Genomic DNA, 15,898 nt, shown 5'->3' on the forward strand with positions numbered 1-15,898 from the left:
CAGCCGCCGTGCTGGTCACGGCCCTGACCGGTGGGTTCCGGACGGCGGCGGCGCCGGCTCCGCAGCGCGTTACGGCGGGCGACGCCGTCGACATCGGGCCGGTGCGGCTGGCGGCGCAGGGCTGGACGATCCGCGACGACATCGCGACCAACGGCCTGGAGTACGCCGGCGCGGCCGCCTGGCTGGTCGTCGAGGCCGAGGTCACCGCCCTCACCGACGCCACCATCACCTTCCCGCAGCGCTCGCTGGGGCTCCCGCCGGAGCTGGAGGTGGACGGCGAGCCGGACCGCGTCCTGCTGCTCGCCGACGCGACCCTCGCGCCGGGGCTGCAGCCCGGCCTCCCGGCCCGGGTCGCGCTGCTCTGGCCGGTCGGCGACGTTCCCGACCCGGGCGACGACCTGGAGGTGTCGTACCTGCGCTCGCGCCTGTCGGACAGCACCATCGACGCGGGGCGGGTGTGGCGGGCCGACGGTGTGGCGGCGCACACCACGCTCCCCCGCGACGACGCCGCGGGCGACGCGCTCGTCGAGGAGGACCTGTGACGGCGCGGCATCGGCGAGCCCGGCGGCCGTCGCCGGCCGCCCTGGCGGCCATGATCGCCGTCGTCGTCGCGGCCGGTGCCGTCGGCGCCCGGGCCGACACGTGGTGGCCGCGGACCGGGCCGTTCGTCGACGCGGCGGCGGCCGGCGAGCCGGTCGTCGTCGAACCGGTCCGGGTGACGGTGCACGGCGCCCGGGCCGCGACGGTGCTCGCCGACGGGCTGGACGAGAAGGACAGCGAGGGCATCTGGATCGCCGTCGACGTCACGGCGTCGGCGCTGGACGAGCCGGCGGTCATCGCCGGCATGGCGCTGCGCGACCGGCGCGGCCGCGAGTACGCCTCGTCCAACCGGGCCACCAACCCGATGATCGGCACCCCGTTCGACCCGCGGGTCCCCGAGCGCGGCGAGGTCGTCTTCGAGGTACCGTCCGACGCGCTGGGCCGGCTCACGCTGGTGATCAGCCCCGACGCGCCCGGCCGTACGGTTCCGCGGGCCGAGGCCGAGGTGGCGCTGCGGGTGGACGAGGCCGGCGGCGAGCCCCTGACGCCGCGCCCGCGCGAGCTCGCGGAGGGGCAGGCAGACATCGACGCGCGACCGGGGGGCGGAGGTCCCCGCGAGCGGTCGATCCGCGCCGCGTGCGCATCGGCAGGTCTGGACGCCGTCTGCCTGCCCCGGCAGTCCAGTGTTGCGGAGAAGCTCGGATGAGCCGGGCGTGGTGGCGGCGCAACCGCGTCGCGCTGCCGGTCATGGTGGTGGCGCTGGCCGGGCTGGCGTGGCCCGCGTCGGAGGCAGCCCGCGACGTGTGGTGGCCGCGGGGCGAGCACGTCGCCGTCACGGCCGGCGGCGACGGCCGGGCGGTCGTGGGCGGGGTGTCGCTGCGGCTGGCCGACTTCGGCCACGCCGGCGACGTGCCCGCCGAGCCGCCGCCCGACGGCTACACCGTCTGGCGTGCGGAGCTGGCCTCCGACGGCGGCGGGGACGAGTCGCTGAACTGCACGGCTCAGCTGCAGGACGGCGACGGGAACCGGTACGCGGCCGGGTCGCGCTACCTGCCGTCGTACGACGACGAGTCGATCGGCGTGTACTGCGGCGGGCCCGACGCCGGCGGCGTCGTGTACTTCCTGCTGCCGGACGACGCCGAGCCGGACGTCGTGCGGGTCAGTGCACTGGAACTGCTGCCGGAGTACTGGACGCTTCCGGTGCCGTGACGGCGGTGGCAGGCAGCCGGCCGACCAGCGCGTCGGCGGCGGCCGCCAGCAGCGCCGCCGACAGCACCTGCACGAGGATCGTCGACACTGTCTCGAGGGGGCCGGCCAGCGCCATCCAGTCGGCCACCGGCGCCGGCCCCACGACCAGCCGGGCGATGCCCCAGACGAGGTGGCCGGTCAGGCCGACCGCGACATAGGCGACGCAGAACAGCAGCGCCGACGCCCACCCGGACCGCCAGATCATCGCCAGCCCGGCCGCCAGCGGCCCGAACCGGCGCTCGCTGTCCAGGCCGAGGCGCCAGGCCCGGGCGACGTTCTGCTCGCCGACGCGGGCGCTCAGCCGCGCCGTGATCCGTCCACCCGCCGGCGCCACCGCTTCGGCCGGCTGCGTGCCGTACACGATGGTCCCGAACGCCAGCCACGAGATGGGCACCACCAGGCCGGTGAACACCCCCGCCACCAGCAGGTCCGTCGTCGGGGTCAGGCCGGCGGCGAGCACGTCGAGCCACTGGAGGCGCTCCGTCAGCTCGGTCCACCAGCTTCCGAACCGGTCCGCGATGACGCGCCCCGACCACCACTCCCGGCCCTCGCGGGTCGCCAGCGAGATGACGAAGACGCCGAGCACGATCCAGACGACGTCGCAGTAGCCGGCCAGCACCTGCAGCGCCGTGCGCCGCCCGGACGTCTGCGGCCGTCCCCGCGACAGCCGCCCGGCCAGCGACCGCAGCGCCAGCGCGCCGAGCGCCGTCCCCAGCACTGCCGCCGACGCGCCGGCCGGGATGCGGTCGCTGACCTCGCCCGTGACGGCGGCCAGCTCCGCGGCGTCGTGGGCCGTCTGGTTGTAGTACTCCCGCTGGTCCTCGGCGAACGTGCCGTAGTGCTCGTAGACGACGAGGAACGGGACGATGAGGCTGCCCAGAACCGCGAACACCGTACGCACCCGCCGACCGGCCGCCACCGTCGACGGCCGCATGACCAGCAGCATCGCGACCGTGACCAGCATGGAGCCGAGCGGGACCAGCGCCAGCACCAACAGCCCGAACACGGCCGCGTGCCGGCTGGCCCAGACGGCGGCGTCCAGCGTGTACTCGCGGGCCACCAGCCCGGCCGCCGCCAGTGCGACCAGCGCCGGCCAGGAACGGCGGAGGCGCCGCCCCGCGTCGAGCAGGACGGCGCCTCCGCCGGACGGCGTGCTCAGAGGTACTGGCCGGTGTTGGCCACGGTGTCGATGGAGCGGCCGGCCTCGGTGCCCTGCTTGCCCGAGATGAGCGTGCGGATGTAGACGATGCGCTCGCCCTTCTTGCCGGAGATGCGGGCCCAGTCGTCGGGGTTCGTCGTGTTCGGGAGGTCCTCGTTCTCCTTGAACTCGTCGAAGCAGGCGGTCAGCAGGTGCTGTACCCGCAGGCCCTTCGCGCCGGTGTCGAGGAGGTCCTTGATCGCCATCTTCTTCGCGCGGTCGACGATGTTCTGGATCATCGCGCCGGAGTTGAAGTCGCGGAAGTACAGGACTTCCTTGTCGCCGTTGGCGTAGGTGACCTCGAGGAAGCGGTTCTCCTCGGTCTCGGAGTACATCTTCTCGACCGACCGCTGGATCATCGCCGCCGTCGTGGCCGCGGCGTCGCCGCCGTGCTCGGCGAGGTCGTCGGGGTGCAGCGGCAGGGTCGGCGTGAGGTACTTGCTGAAGATGTCGCGGGCCGCCTCGGCGTCGGGCCGCTCGATCTTGATCTTCACGTCCAGCCGGCCCGGCCGCAGGATGGCGGGGTCGATCATGTCCTCGCGGTTCGAGGCGCCGATGACGATGACGTTCTCGAGGCTCTCGACACCGTCGATCTCGCTCAGCAGCTGCGGGACGATGGTGTTCTCGACGTCGGAGGAGACGCCCGAGCCGCGGGTGCGGAACAGGGAGTCCATCTCGTCGAAGAACACGATGACCGGCGTGCCCTCGCTCGCCTTCTCGCGGGCCCGCTGGAAGACCAGCCGGATGTGCCGCTCGGTCTCGCCGACGTACTTGTTCAGCAGCTCAGGGCCCTTGATGTTGAGGAAGTACGACTTGTGCTCGGACATCCCCTTGAGCTTCGCGATCTGCTTGGCCAGCGAGTTCGCGACCGCCTTGGCGATGAGCGTCTTGCCGCACCCGGGCGGGCCGTACAGCAGCACGCCCTTCGGCGGGCGCAGCTCGTGCTCGCGGAACAGCTCAGCGTGCAGGAACGGCAGCTCGACGGCGTCGCGGATCTGGTCGATCTGCCGGGACAGGCCGCCGATGTCGGAGTAGTCGATGTCGGGGACCTCTTCGAGGATGAGCTCTTCGACCTCGGACTTCGGGATGCGCTCGTACACGAACCCGGCGCGCGGCTCGAGCAGCAGGGAGTCGCCGACCCGCAGGCCGGAGTCCTGCAGCGGCGAGGCGATGCGCACGACACGCTCCTCATCGGTGTGCCCGATGACCAGGGCGCGCTCGCCATCGGCCAGCAGCTCCTTGAGCATGACGACCTCGCCGACCCGCTCGTACTCGAGGGCACGGACGACGTTGAGCGCCTCGTTGAGCATGACCTCCTGGCCGGGCCGGAGCTCGTCGAGCTCGACGTCGGGGCTGACCGCCACCCGCAGCTTCCGGCCGCCGGTGAACACGTCGACCGTGCCGTCGTCGTACTTGGACAGGAACGTGCCGAAACCGGACGGCGGCTGCGCCAGCCGGTCGATCTCCTCCTTGAGTGCCACGATCTGGTCGCGGGCCTCGCGGAGCGTGGCCGCCAGCCGCTCGTTCTGGGCATTCACGGACGCCAGTCGCGCCTCGAGGAAGGCCACCTCGCCGGCCATGTCGGACGGCTCGCGCCCGGACCCGCGACGGCCATGATCGAAGCCATCGTCGTACGACGCCATCTCGCACCTCCTCGGAAGGGGGTCGTCTATAGCCAGACCTTACAGTCGCCGAGCCCGAACGCCACGCAGGAGATCAGCTAGTGACCAGATGTTGACTTTCGGTCCCGTCGGACGTGGAGTCCCTCCTTACCCCAACTCGTTCGCCGACGCGCCGGTTCCGGCGTCGGCGGCCGCCTCGTTGCCCGGCGCGGGCCGCCGGCGTCGGGCCGGCGGAGTGACGCCCGGCGCCATGCGGCGGGCCGTCACCAGGAAGCCGGTGTGGCCGATCATGCGGTGGTCGGGCCGTACCGCCAGGCCCTCGACGTGCCAGGTGCGCACCATGGACTCCCACGACACCGGCTCGGTGAACCGGTTGCTCTCGCGGATGGTCTCGACCGTCCGCGACAGCTGCGTCGTCGTGGCGACGTAGCAGCACAGCACCCCGCCCGGGACCAGCACGTTCGCGGCGGCGTCGACGCACTCCCACGGCGCCAGCATGTCGAGCACGACGCGGTCGACGTCGGCGTCGTCCAGCTCGGTGACGAGGTCGCCGACGGTGAGCCTCCAGGCCGGGTGCGGGCCGCCGAAGAACCGCTCGATGTTCTCGCCGGCGATCTTCGCGAAGTCGGCCCGCCGCTCGTAGGAGTGCACCATGCCGTGCTCGCCGACCGCCCGCAGCAGCGACATCGTCAACGCCCCGGATCCCACCCCCGCCTCGACCACGCGGGCCCCCGGGAACACGTCGGCCATGGCGACGATCTGGCCCGCGTCCTTGGGGTAGACGACCGCCGCGCCGCGCGGCATGGACAGCACATAGTCCGACAACAGCGGCCGCAGGGCGAGATACGCCGTCCCACCGGTCGAGACGACGACCGAGCCCTCGGGCTGCCCGATCAGCCGGTCGTGCTTGAACGATCCCTTGTGGGTGTGGAACTCCTTGCCGTCCTCGAGAGTGATGGTGTGGTGGCGTCCCTTGGGATCGGTGAGCTGCACTTGGTCGCCGACCCGGAAGGGCCCGGTGCGGCGAGACGATTCGGTCGCGGACATAGCGGTGAGGCTATCCGCCGGGACCGACAGGCGGTCGCGTGGATCGGGCGGGGGCGCTTGCCCTCCGCGTGGGCCGGGTCGTGACGTGGGCCCGTCCCCCTGCTGCCCGATTGTCTTGGCCGGGCACGCGCGCCTCAAGCGGACTGATGGCGCTTCGCACGGCGATGACCGCTTGACCCGCGCGCACCCGGCCGAAGAACGCGCAACTATCAGGGGGACGGGGGCAATGTGGCGACGGCGCCAGGGCGTTTGGCCCGTTTCGGTGTGAGTTTGGTGTCGTCGAGCGTCCACCTGGCGAGATTTCGCCGCGATTCGCGGGCCATCACGAGGATTACCCCAGCGTCAACACCCCTACAGCCATGGTGAAGCTCGCGTAATCCTCGTGATGTAGACGATCCTGGATGATCATCGCCGTCCACGGCCCGACAAAGCAGGGCGAAACGGGCACGCCAAGCGTGAGGCGTGCCCGCTCTGCCCCCGTCCCCCTGATAGCTGCCCGTTCTTGGCCGCGCAACCGCGGGTCAAGTCCAAGCGCCCCGACCACAGCGAAGCCCCACCACCACGCGCGCGGACTTGAGGCGCGGTTNCACCACCACGCGCGCGGACTTGAGGCGCGGTTGCGCGGCCAAGAGAATGGGCAGCAGGGGGACGGCGAACTCGACGCACCTGTCACCGAGCGGCGAGCGCGTGGTCGACGTCGGACGTCACCAGGACGCCGTAGACGCGGCCCTCGGCATCGACCACCAGGTACTCCGTGGCCGGCGTCTCGCGCATCGCCTTGAGGAGGTCGTCGCCGCGGACGTCGAGCGGCAGGATCATGCCGTGCTGCAGCTGCCGCGACGACTGGCCGATGGTCACCCATGGCCGGCGCTGCTCCGGGATGGCGGCCACCGCGGCCTCGTTGACGAGGCCGGTGGGCCGGCCGGCGCTGTCGACGATGACCAGCGACGTGACGTTGGCCTCGCGCGCCTGGCGCAGCGCCTCGGAGACCGGCAGGTCGGGCGCGACGGGCGCGGCCCGCCGGGCCAGCGTCCGGGTGTCCAGCCTCGGCAGCCGGGCCCGCATGCGGCCGACGGCGAGCGCTTGGGTGGCGCCGCTCCACAGCAGCGCCGCGACCAGTCCCGCCCAGATGATGGTGAACAGACTCGGCCGGCCGCCGTTGAACACGAACGGGAGCAGCAGCACGAGGCCCGCCAGCACCTGACCGGACCGGGCGGCGACGACCGTGCCGCGGTGCTCGTCGCCGCTGACCCGCCAGACGGCGGCGCGCAGCATGTGGCCGCCGTCGAGGGGCAGGCCGGGCAGGACGTTGAAGACGCCGACGATGAGGTTGGCGACGGCCAGTTCCCACACCAGGAACGCCAGCACGCGGCCGTCGATGGCCGTGCTCACCAGCAGGCCGAGCCCGCCGAGCGCCAGCGACAGCAGCGGCCCGGCCGCCGACACCACGAGGTCGCGGCCCGGCGTCGGCGCGTCGCGCTCGATCTCGGTGTAGCCCCCGAGGAAGTGCAGCGTGATGCCGCGCACCGGCAGCCCGAGCCGGAGCGCCGTCAGCGCGTGGCCGAGCTCGTGCACGAACACCGACAGGTACAGCAGCACCGCGAACAGGAACGCGACCAGGTAGGCGCCGCCGTCGCTGACCTCGGGAAGGTAGCTGAGCACGAAGTCGCGCCCGCCGTAGGTGATGATCGCGGCCACCAGGAACCAGGTGGGGCTGACGTACACGGGGATGCCCGCGATGCGCCCGAGACTCAGCTGCCGCCCACGACCTGTTGCCATTATCCAAGGCTACGTGGCCGGGGCGGCGTGTGCGGCGCGGCTCTGTCGGTGGCGTGATCTAGAGTCACGAACATGACGATCCGGACGCGCACCGCCCTCGGGGACGACCCCGGGGCCGAGCGCGTGCCGAGCCTGTCGCCGTCGCGCGCCGCCGACTTCATGACCTGCCCGCTGCTCTACCGCTTCCGCACCATCGACCGGCTGCCCGAGCCGCCCAGCTCCGAGGCCACCCGCGGCACGGTCGTGCACAGCGTCCTGGAGCGGTTGTACGACCTTCCGCCCGGCGAGCGGACGCCCGGCCGCGCCACCGGCATGGTCCGGCCGGCATGGGACGAACTGCTCGCGGCCGAGCCGGCGGTGGCCGAGCTGTTCGCCGACGACGAGGACGGCTCGGCGCTGGCGGGCTGGCTGGCCAGCGCCGAGGAACTCGTCGAGCGGTACTTCGCGCTCGAGGACCCGAACCGCCTCGAGCCGGCCGAGCGCGAGCTGTACGTCGAGACGACGCTCGACTCCGGGCTGCGCCTGCGCGGCTACGTCGACCGCCTCGACCGCGCGGAAGCGACGGGCGACCTGCGCGTCGTCGACTACAAGACCGGCAAGGCGCCGCGCGCGGGGTTCGAGCAGCGGGCGATGTTCCAGATGCGGTTCTACGCCCTGGTGCTGTGGCGGCTGCACGGCCGGGTGCCGCGGCTGCTGCAGCTCATCTACCTCGGCAGCGGCGAGCTGCTGCGCTACGAGCCCGACGAGGCCGACCTGCGGGCCACGGAGCGCAAGCTGGCCGCGCTCTGGGCGGCCATCGAGCGGGCCACCGAGACCGGCGACTGGCGGGCCAACCCCAGCCGCCTGTGCGACTGGTGCTCGCACCAGGCTTTCTGCCCCGCCTACGGCGGCACGCCGCCCCCGCTCCCGGAGCGGGTCGACACCGCGGACGACGACGAGGCGCCCTCGCCCCGCACCTCCCCCGTCGACGCCTGACGCACGACGGCCGCGCAGGGGTTGCGGGGAGCGGTCGCGTGGTGAGCGGCCCGGCAAGGCGAGCGGCTGCTGCCCGCCGCGGGGCCCCTGTCCGACGCCGGGGCTCACCGAACGGGCACATGCCGCCACGTCGATCATGGAGGAATCGGCGTTCCGGCTCGGCGGGAACCCCGATTCCTCCATGATCAACAGCGGTCGGCGGGGAGGTTCAGGTTCCCGGGGTGGCCCAGGGACCGACCGGCAGTGGCCCACCGCCCGGCCGGCGGCGTCCAGCAGCCGGCCCATCCGCTTGACCGTCCGCAGCCCGATCGACCGGTCGAGCACGCGCAGCTCCGGCACCCGGCGGGTGAAGGCCGCCTCCAGCCGCTGGAGGTCGGCGAGCGAGCGCAGCCACACACCCAGCAGCAGGTTCGCCGCGCCCGCAGCCGCCACCGGCTGCCCTCGAGGAACGAGCGGATCCCCACCGTCGTCCGGACCGTCCGGACCGTCCGGACCCGGGCACCGACGGCAGCCCCGTCAGCAGGAACTCGGCGAGGTCGGCGAGGTCCGGCACGAGGATGGTGAGCAGCAGGTCGCGGTCGCCGGTGACGTGCTCGAGCGTCACCACCCGCGGGTCGTGCGCCAGGACGGCCGTCGCCTCGGCCAGGCGCTCGCCGCGCAGCCGACCTCGACGAACGCGAACGTCAGGCCGTCGAGCGCCGGGTGCAGCGCGAACCAGGCGGCGCCGGACTCCGAGAGCCGGGCCCACCGCCGCGCCGCCGTCACCGGGTCGACGCCGAGGACGAGGCCGATCCGCTGCCACGGCGCCCGCGGCGCCAGCTGCACCGCGTGCCGCAGCGCGAGGTCCGCCTCGTCGAGTGCGTCCATGTCCGTCTCCGATTCCCGCGATACCGGTCAGATCCTGCACCACGGGCGCCGAGCTCGGCCCAGCGCCGAAGATCGCCCGCGTGACGACCGCGACCGCCGACCCCTACCGCTGACTGGAGTCCGACGGCCCCGACGCGCTCGCGTGGCAGCGCGAGCGGGCCGCCGAGACCGACGCCTCCGTCGGCGCCTGGCCGCACCTCGGCACGCTGACGGGACTGCTGGGACGGCTGGAGGCGGGGCCGCCGCCGACGCTCCCGATCCACGCCGCCGGCCACTGGTTCCGCGCGGAGCCCGGCGACCGGGGCACCCTCGTGGTGGCGAGCACGGACCCGCTCGGCCACGGCCCGGACCGGCTGCTGTTCGACGCCCTGCTGGGCGGCGTCGGCTGGCTGCCGGACTCGTCCAGGTTCCACGACCTCGGCCTGACCGGCCCGGTCGACCGGTTCGAGCAGGCGGTCTTCCGCTACGACCTGCGCACCCGCACCGAGCGGGCGGAGCGGATCCCGCTGCCGGCCGGATCGCAGGACTACACGCTGGTCCAGGCCGGCGACAGCCGGTGGCTCGTGGCGGCGCACGGGCTGCCCACGCCGCTCCCGGTGGCGGTCCGGGATCTCGCCGACCCGGACGGCACCTGGCGGCCGTTCCTCACCGGCGTCGCGGGCGTCGATCAGCCGCTGATCGCCGGCTACCCGATCGGCGACGAGTACCTGGCCTGGACCGACGTCGGCGCGCCGCGTGGCCGGGTCGTCGCGATCCGCTTCGACGCCGCCGATCCCGGCGACCCGGCCTGCTGGCGGGAGCTGCTGCCCGAGGGCGACGGCGTCGTCGTCGCCCTCGGGCAGCGCACCCACGCCGCGCTGTCGCCGTACCACCTGGTGAGCGCAGGCGAGTATCCGGCGGTCTACCTGGCCACCGGCGACCGCGACCCGCGCTGCTCGGCCTGGTCCCGCCCGCCGCGACCTGACGGCGCCGTCCGGGCGGGGATCCTCCTGCCGGTGGAGACCGCAGCTCGCCGTCGAGGACGAGCCGCGGGCGGTGTGCGGCGCCCTACCGTTGATCGTGTGACGACGGCGCGCGCCAAGCTCTTCCCACGCATCGAGCCGTGGCTGCTGGACGCGTCGGTGACCCTCGTCCTGGCGGTGACGGGCGTCGTCGCGCTGTTCGTCTACACCGATCCCAGCGGCTTCGAGTACGCCGACCCAGACGCGTTCGGCGTCGTGCTGGTGCTGGCCATCACGCTGCCGTTGATCGTCCGGCGGCGCTATCCCGTCGCGGTCGGGCTCGGCACGGCCGCCGGGATGCTGGCGTTCGTCGGCGTCGACTACGCCATGCCGACGGCCGCCGCGGTGCTGCTGATCGCCGTCTACAGCGCGGCCAACTACGCCGGGCTGACGTCGTCGCTGCTGGTCACGGCCGCGCACATCGCGACGTCCAGCGCCTACGCGGCGGTCAGCGCCGACCGTCACCCCGAGCAGGCGATGGACGTCCCGGCGAACGTCGTCATCAGCGGCCTGCTCATCCTCGGTGCGTGGGGCATCGGGCGGGCGGTGCGCAGCCGTCGGCTCTACACGGCCGAGCTCGAGGACCGCGCGCGCCGGCTCGAGCGGGCCAACGACGTCGAGGTGCGGGCCGCCATCGCCGAGGAGCGCTCGCGCATCGCCCGCGAGCTGCACGACGTCGTCGCGCACCATGTGTCGGTCATGACGGTGCAGGCGGCCGGTGCGCGCCGCGCGCTGCACCGCGACGTCGAGCGCACGGCCGACGCTCTGGAGGCGATCGAGGAGATCGGCCGGTCCGCGCTGGCGGAGATGCGCCGGGTCGTCGGGGTCCTGCGTGCGCCTGACGGCGACGACCGCGGCGCGCAGCCGGCCACGCTGGCGCCGCAGCCGGGTCTGGGCGACCTCGCCCAGCTGGCCGAGCAGATGCGCGACGCCGGCCTGCCGGTGGACGTGACGGTCGACGGCGAGCCGGGCGCCGTCCCCGTCGGCGTCGACCTCGCGGCGTTCCGGGTCATCCAGGAGGCGCTGACGAACACCATCAAGCACGCCGGCCCGTCGACGGCCACCGTGCACGTCCGCTACCTGCCGTCGGAGGTGCACGTCGAGGTCAGGGACGACGGCCACGGCGTCGCCGCGGCGCTGGAGGGCCGCCGGACCGGCCACGGGCTGCTCGGCATGCGCGAGCGGGTCGCCCTCTATGGTGGAACCCTCGCGGCCGGACCGCGCCGCGGCGGCGGCTACGAGGTGCGGGCGAAGATCCCTTACGACGGCGACAACGGAGCGATGTCACGATGACGGCCCAGCCCATCCGGGTGCTGCTGGTGGACGACCAGCCGCTGCTGCGCACCGGTTTCCGCATGATCCTCGAGGCCGAGTCCGACATCGCGGTGGTCGGCGAGTCCGGCGACGGCGAGCAGGCGGTGGCCGACGCCCGGGCGTTGCAGCCCGACGTCGTGCTGATGGACATCCGGATGCCGCGGGTCGACGGCGTGCAGGCGACCCGGCAGATCACCGGTGCGGCCCGCGAGACCGCGCCGCGCGTGCTCGTCCTCACGACGTTCGACCTCGACGAGTACGTGGTCGAGGCGCTGCGGGCCGGTGCCAGCGGGTTCCTGCTCAAGGACGTGCCGGCCGAGGACCTCGTGACGGCCATCCGGACGGTGTCGCGCGGCGACGCCGTCGTGGCGCCGAGCATCACCCGCCGGCTGCTGGACATGTTCGCCAGCCGCTTCCCCGCCACCGACTCGCCGACGCCGGCCACCCTGCAGCACCTCACCGACCGCGAGCGCGAGGTGCTGACGCTGGTGGCGCGCGGCTACTCCAACGCAGAGATCGCCGCCGAGCTGGTCGTCTCCGAGACGACGGTGAAGACGCACGTCGGCAACGTCCTGACGAAGCTGGGGCTGCGCGACCGCGTCCAGGCCGCCGTCTACGCCTACGAGAGCGGCCTGGTCCAGCCCGGCGCGCTGTAACGGCCTCGCCACGGTCAGCCGGGTCGTACGCCCGCAGGACGGCGCCGGAGCGCGTCCTACTCCTCACGGTGGAGCCCGCAGACCGTGCGGTTCGCCGATCATCCCGGCCGCGCCGCGCCCTAGCGTGGAACACGATCGACGAACCAGCTGACGAGGAGCGCACCGGTGACGACGGAACCCAGTTCGCCGCGCACGGCGGCCCGCGCCGTTGACCTGACGAAGATCTATGGCAAGGACGACACACGAGTGGTGGCGCTCGGCGGCGTGACGGTGGAGTTCGCCGCCGGCCGGTTCACCGCGATCATGGGCCCGTCCGGGTCGGGCAAGTCCACGCTCATGCACTGCATGGCCGCGCTGGACTCGTCGACGTCCGGGCAGGTGTACATCGGCGACACCGAGCTGAGCGGGCTGAACGACAAGGAGCTCACCCGGCTTCGCCGCGACAAGATCGGCTTCATCTTCCAGGCGTTCAACCTGGTCCCGACGCTGACGGCGCGCGAGAACATCACGCTGCCGCTGGACATCGCCGGCCGCGACGTCGACAAGGACTGGTTCGACAACGTCATCGCGACCGTCGGCCTGGGCGACCGGCTCGGGCACAAGCCGAATCAGCTCTCCGGCGGGCAGCAGCAGCGGGTCGCGTGCGCCCGGGCGCTCGTCAGCAAGCCTGAGATCATCTTCGCCGACGAGCCCACCGGCAACCTCGACTCCCGGTCCGGTACCGAGGTGCTGTCGTTCCTGCGTCGCTCGGTCCGCGAGTTCGAGCAGACCATCGTCATGGTGACGCACGACCCCGGTGCCGCCGCCTACTCCGACCGCGTGCTGTTCCTCGCCGACGGGCAGATCGTCGACGAGATGAGCGACCCGACGGCCGAGAAGGTGCTCGAGCGCATGAAGGGCTTCGACACCGTGGGGCAGCAGGCATGATCCGCGCCACCCTCAAGAGCCTGGCCGCGCGGAAGCTGCGGCTGGCGATGAGCGCGTTCGCCATCGTGCTGGGTGTGGCGTTCGTGGCCGGGTCGTACGTGTTCACCGACACCATCGACCGCACCTTCGACGACATCTTCGGCGGGCTGTCGTCCGACGTCGTCGTCCGGCCCGACCTGCCGGGCGAGACGGACTTCTTCTCCGGGTTCGCCACCGGCACCACGACGACCATCCCGTCCGGGCTGGTCGACGACGTCGCCGAGCTGCCCGGCGTCGAGCGGGCCGACGGCGAGATCGAGAACCAGAGCTTCTTCGTCCTCGACACCGACGGCGACGTCATGACCACCCAGGGCGCCCCCGGCATCGCCGTCAACTGGCACGACGGCCCCAACGCCGAGGGCGACCCGGTGCTCGAGCTGGTCGACGGCGTGTTGCCGGCCGGCCCCGGCGAGGTCGCGCTCGACGACCGCACGTTCGAGGACTCCGGCTATGAGATCGGCGACGAGGTCCAGTTCGTCAGCTCCGGCGACGAGCCGCGGGTCAGCGCCGAGCTGGTCGGCGTCGTCCGCTTCGGCGAGTCCGGCAGCCTGGCCGGCGCCAGCCTGTCCGTGTTCGAGACCGGCTACGCCCAGGAGCTGTTCCTCGACGGCGAGGACGCCTACAACCGCATCTCGGTGACGGCCGCCGACGGCAGTAGCGCCGAGGAGGTCCGCGACGAGATCGGCGCCGTGCTCCCGGCTGGCCTCGAGGCGCTGACCGGCGCCGACGTCGACGAGGAGACCGCGTCGGCCATCGAGGAGGGGCTCGGTTTCTTCAACACGTTCCTGCTCGTGTTCGCCGCCATCGCGCTGTTCGTGGGCGTGTTCCTCATCCTCAACACGTTCTCGATCCTGGTGGCGCAGCGCTCGCAGGAGATGGCGCTGTACCGCGCGCTGGGCGCGGTGCGGGGGCAGGTGACCCGGTCGGTGCTGCTCGAGGCGTTCGTCGTCGGCGTCGTCGGGTCGACGCTGGGCCTGCTGCTGGGCCTGGGCGTCGCGCAGCTGCTCAAGTCCGTGTTCGGGGCATTCGGGCTGGAGCTGGCCGGCGGGCTGGTGCTGCAGCCGCGCACCATCGTCATCTCGTACGTGGTCGGCATCGTGGTGACGATGGTCGCCGCGTTCATCCCGGCCCGGCGGGCGTCCAAGGTCCCGCCGATCGCGGCCATGCGCGACGACGTCGTCAACACCGAGTCGTCGCGCCGGGTGCACCTCTGGGTCGGCGCGCCGCTGACGCTGCTCGGCGCCGCGGCCATGGCGACCGGCCTGTTCGCCGACGTCGACGACGCGGCGCTGATGGTCGGCGCCGGCATCTTCGCGGTGTTCATCGGCGTGGCGCTGCTGGCGCCGGTGCTGGCGACGCCGGTGCTGCGCGTCGTCGCCGGCTGGTATCCGTCGGCGTTCGGCACGGTCGGCCGGCTGGCCCGCGAGAACGCGCTGCGCAACCCGCGCCGCACGGCGGCGACGGCGTCGGCGCTGATGATCGGCATGGCGCTGGTCACTGCCATCTCGATCGTCGGAGCGTCGGCCAACGCCACCGTCGACAGGGCCCTCGACGACGGCGTCCGCGCCCAGTTCGTCATCTCCAACGCCGTCGGGCAGCCCTTCTCCCCCGCCATCGCCCAGCAGGTCGGCCAGGTCGACGGCGTCGACGAGGTGGTCTCGGTGCGCATGTCCGGCGGCATCGTCGACGGCGACCAGACCTTCCTGCAGGCCTTCGACCCGGTCGCGTACGGCCGGGCCGCCGACCTCGAGATGGTCGACGGCACCGACGAACTCGGGCCCGGCCAGTTCCTCATCGGCGAGCAGCAGGCCGAGTCCGAAGGCCTGTCCGTCGGCGACACCGTCCGGCTGCAGCTGCCCGGCTCGGACGAGGAGATCGAGCTGGCCGGCATCTACGCGCAGTCGCCGCTGCTGGCCGGCGGTGTCGTCGTCAGCCAGCAGACGCTCGAGGACGGCGCGGTGCCGTCGCTGGACTCGCTGCTCTATGTCATCGCCGACGACGGCGCCGACCTCGCCACGCTCCACGACGGCCTGGACGAGGCCACCGCCGACATCCCGACGGTCACCGTCCAGGACCAGGAGGAGTACAAGCAGCAGTCGCGCGACCAGGTGAACCAGCTGCTGTTCCTGGTGTACGCGCTGCTCGGCCTGGCCGTCCTCATCGCCGTCCTGGGCATCGTCAACACGCTGGCGCTGTCGGTGATGGAGCGCACCCGCGAGGTCGGGCTGCTGCGGGCGGTCGGCATGAGCCGGCGCCAGCTGCGCCGCACCATCCGGCTTGAGTCGATCGCGATCGCCGTGCTCGGCGCCGTGCTCGGCGTGGCGCTCGGCCTGCTGTTCGGCGTGTCGCTGCAGCGCGCCATCGCCGACGACGGGCTCGAGGTGCTCTCGATCCCCGGCGGGCAGCTGATCGTCTTCGTGATCCTGGCGGCGATCATCGGCGTGCTGGCCGCCGTCTGGCCGGCCCGCCGCGCCGCCAAGCTCGACGTCCTGCGCGCCATCACGACGGAGTAGCCCCGCGTCCGCGCGGCCTGACGCCCGCCACCGCCCGCGTTGATCTTGGAGTTGTTCGGGTATCTACCGGACATTTCGTCCAGCAATGGCCGAACAACTCCAAGATCTCTCTGTCAGGATCGTGTGTGCCGGGGTGCTGCTCGACGGGGCGGGGTGCCGGTGTGAGCGTCGG

14 protein-coding genes are annotated in these 15,898 nt (G+C 72.9%); 8 read left to right on the forward strand and 6 right to left on the reverse strand.

From position 1 onward, the window contains the following. The 3 genes from DY240_RS32105 to DY240_RS17890 form a co-directional block, all read left to right on the forward strand. Window positions 1-542: hypothetical protein (locus DY240_RS32105; RefSeq protein WP_158602898.1), on the forward strand; the 542-nt coding region annotated here is incomplete at its 5' end. Then, window positions 539-1,246: a hypothetical protein gene (locus tag DY240_RS32110; protein WP_158602899.1), complete on the forward strand. Its 708-nt coding sequence runs from the start codon at window positions 539-541 to the stop codon at window positions 1,244-1,246. The genes DY240_RS32105 and DY240_RS32110, both read left to right, overlap by 4 nt. Beyond that, window positions 1,243-1,749, forward strand: coding sequence for a hypothetical protein (locus DY240_RS17890; RefSeq protein ID WP_119661203.1), 507 nt, complete (start codon window positions 1,243-1,245; stop codon window positions 1,747-1,749). Before DY240_RS32110 ends, DY240_RS17890 begins: the two co-directional genes overlap by 4 nt. Here DY240_RS17890 and DY240_RS17895 read toward each other — a convergent pair. The 4 genes from DY240_RS17895 to DY240_RS17910 form a co-directional block, all read right to left on the reverse strand. Further along, window positions 1,700-2,848 carry a hypothetical protein gene (locus DY240_RS17895; RefSeq protein WP_119661204.1) on the reverse strand — a complete coding sequence of 383 codons (1,149 nt, stop codon included), beginning with the start codon at window positions 2,846-2,848 and terminating at the stop codon, window positions 1,700-1,702. The two genes, DY240_RS17890 and DY240_RS17895, sit on opposite strands and share 50 nt — an antisense overlap. A 95-nt stretch (window positions 2,849-2,943) precedes the next feature. Next, window positions 2,944-4,629 (reverse strand): proteasome ATPase, encoded by a 1,686-nt coding sequence (gene arc / locus DY240_RS17900; RefSeq protein WP_119661205.1) that lies wholly within the window; start codon window positions 4,627-4,629, stop codon window positions 2,944-2,946. Between the two features lie 126 nt (window positions 4,630-4,755). After that, a complete protein-coding gene (locus DY240_RS17905) occupies window positions 4,756-5,655 on the reverse strand; it encodes a tRNA (adenine-N1)-methyltransferase (protein WP_119661206.1) in 900 nt (299 codons plus the stop codon). 669 nt (window positions 5,656-6,324) lie between these two features. Continuing rightward, window positions 6,325-7,434, reverse strand: coding sequence for a site-2 protease family protein (locus DY240_RS17910; protein ID WP_119661207.1), 1,110 nt, complete (start codon window positions 7,432-7,434; stop codon window positions 6,325-6,327). Between the two features lie 72 nt (window positions 7,435-7,506). On the opposite strand from DY240_RS17910, the gene DY240_RS17915 reads away from it, so the two are divergent. After that, window positions 7,507-8,409: a RecB family exonuclease gene (locus DY240_RS17915; protein ID WP_119661208.1), complete on the forward strand. Its 903-nt coding sequence runs from the start codon at window positions 7,507-7,509 to the stop codon at window positions 8,407-8,409. A gap of 208 nt (window positions 8,410-8,617) precedes the next feature. Here the strand turns inward: DY240_RS17915 and DY240_RS34140 are convergent, their stop codons facing one another. Both DY240_RS34140 and DY240_RS33390 read right to left on the reverse strand, forming a co-directional pair. After that, a complete protein-coding gene (locus tag DY240_RS34140; protein WP_407659339.1) occupies window positions 8,618-9,016 on the reverse strand; it encodes a hypothetical protein in 399 nt (132 codons plus the stop codon). Beyond that, the gene (locus DY240_RS33390) at window positions 9,010-9,276 is read right to left on the reverse strand and encodes an AsnC family protein (protein WP_119661210.1); all 267 of its coding nucleotides are present in this window, start codon (window positions 9,274-9,276) and stop codon (window positions 9,010-9,012) included. Before DY240_RS33390 ends, DY240_RS34140 begins: the two co-directional genes overlap by 7 nt. Before the next feature lie 314 nt (window positions 9,277-9,590). On the opposite strand from DY240_RS33390, the gene DY240_RS32930 reads away from it, so the two are divergent. From DY240_RS32930 to DY240_RS17945, 4 genes are all read left to right on the forward strand, one after another. Next, the gene (locus tag DY240_RS32930) at window positions 9,591-11,570 is read left to right on the forward strand and encodes a sensor histidine kinase (RefSeq protein WP_199701694.1); all 1,980 of its coding nucleotides are present in this window, start codon (window positions 9,591-9,593) and stop codon (window positions 11,568-11,570) included. Next, window positions 11,567-12,247, forward strand: coding sequence for a response regulator (locus DY240_RS17935; RefSeq protein WP_119661211.1), 681 nt, complete (start codon window positions 11,567-11,569; stop codon window positions 12,245-12,247). Before DY240_RS32930 ends, DY240_RS17935 begins: the two co-directional genes overlap by 4 nt. A 165-nt stretch (window positions 12,248-12,412) precedes the next feature. Then, a complete protein-coding gene (locus DY240_RS17940) occupies window positions 12,413-13,174 on the forward strand; it encodes an ABC transporter ATP-binding protein (RefSeq protein ID WP_233552786.1) in 762 nt (253 codons plus the stop codon). Then, on the forward strand, window positions 13,171-15,726 hold the full coding sequence (locus DY240_RS17945) for an ABC transporter permease (RefSeq protein ID WP_119661213.1): 2,556 nt from the start codon (window positions 13,171-13,173) through the stop codon (window positions 15,724-15,726). The genes DY240_RS17940 and DY240_RS17945 overlap by 4 nt, the downstream gene beginning before the upstream one ends. Window positions 15,727-15,898 lie beyond the last annotated feature (172 nt).

The sequence above is a fragment of the Jiangella rhizosphaerae genome (assembly GCF_003579925.1).
Classification (GTDB): domain Bacteria; phylum Actinomycetota; class Actinomycetes; order Jiangellales; family Jiangellaceae; genus Jiangella; species Jiangella rhizosphaerae.

Excerpts from the sequence above, each read along its gene's own strand:
- DY240_RS17945 (WP_119661213.1), top strand. The coding sequence starts at position 13,171 with ATGATCCGCGCCACCCTCAAGAGCCTGGCCGCGCGGAAGCTGCGGCTG.
- DY240_RS33390 (WP_119661210.1), bottom strand. The coding sequence starts at position 9,276 with ATGGACGCACTCGACGAGGCGGACCTCGCGCTGCGGCACGCGGTGCAG.
- DY240_RS17935 (WP_119661211.1), top strand. The coding sequence starts at position 11,567 with ATGACGGCCCAGCCCATCCGGGTGCTGCTGGTGGACGACCAGCCGCTG.
- DY240_RS17905 (WP_119661206.1), bottom strand. The coding sequence starts at position 5,655 with ATGTCCGCGACCGAATCGTCTCGCCGCACCGGGCCCTTCCGGGTCGGC.
- arc (WP_119661205.1), bottom strand. The coding sequence starts at position 4,629 with ATGGCGTCGTACGACGATGGCTTCGATCATGGCCGTCGCGGGTCCGGG.
- DY240_RS17910 (WP_119661207.1), bottom strand. The coding sequence starts at position 7,434 with ATGGCAACAGGTCGTGGGCGGCAGCTGAGTCTCGGGCGCATCGCGGGC.
- DY240_RS17890 (WP_119661203.1), top strand. The coding sequence starts at position 1,243 with ATGAGCCGGGCGTGGTGGCGGCGCAACCGCGTCGCGCTGCCGGTCATG.
- DY240_RS17915 (WP_119661208.1), top strand. The coding sequence starts at position 7,507 with ATGACGATCCGGACGCGCACCGCCCTCGGGGACGACCCCGGGGCCGAG.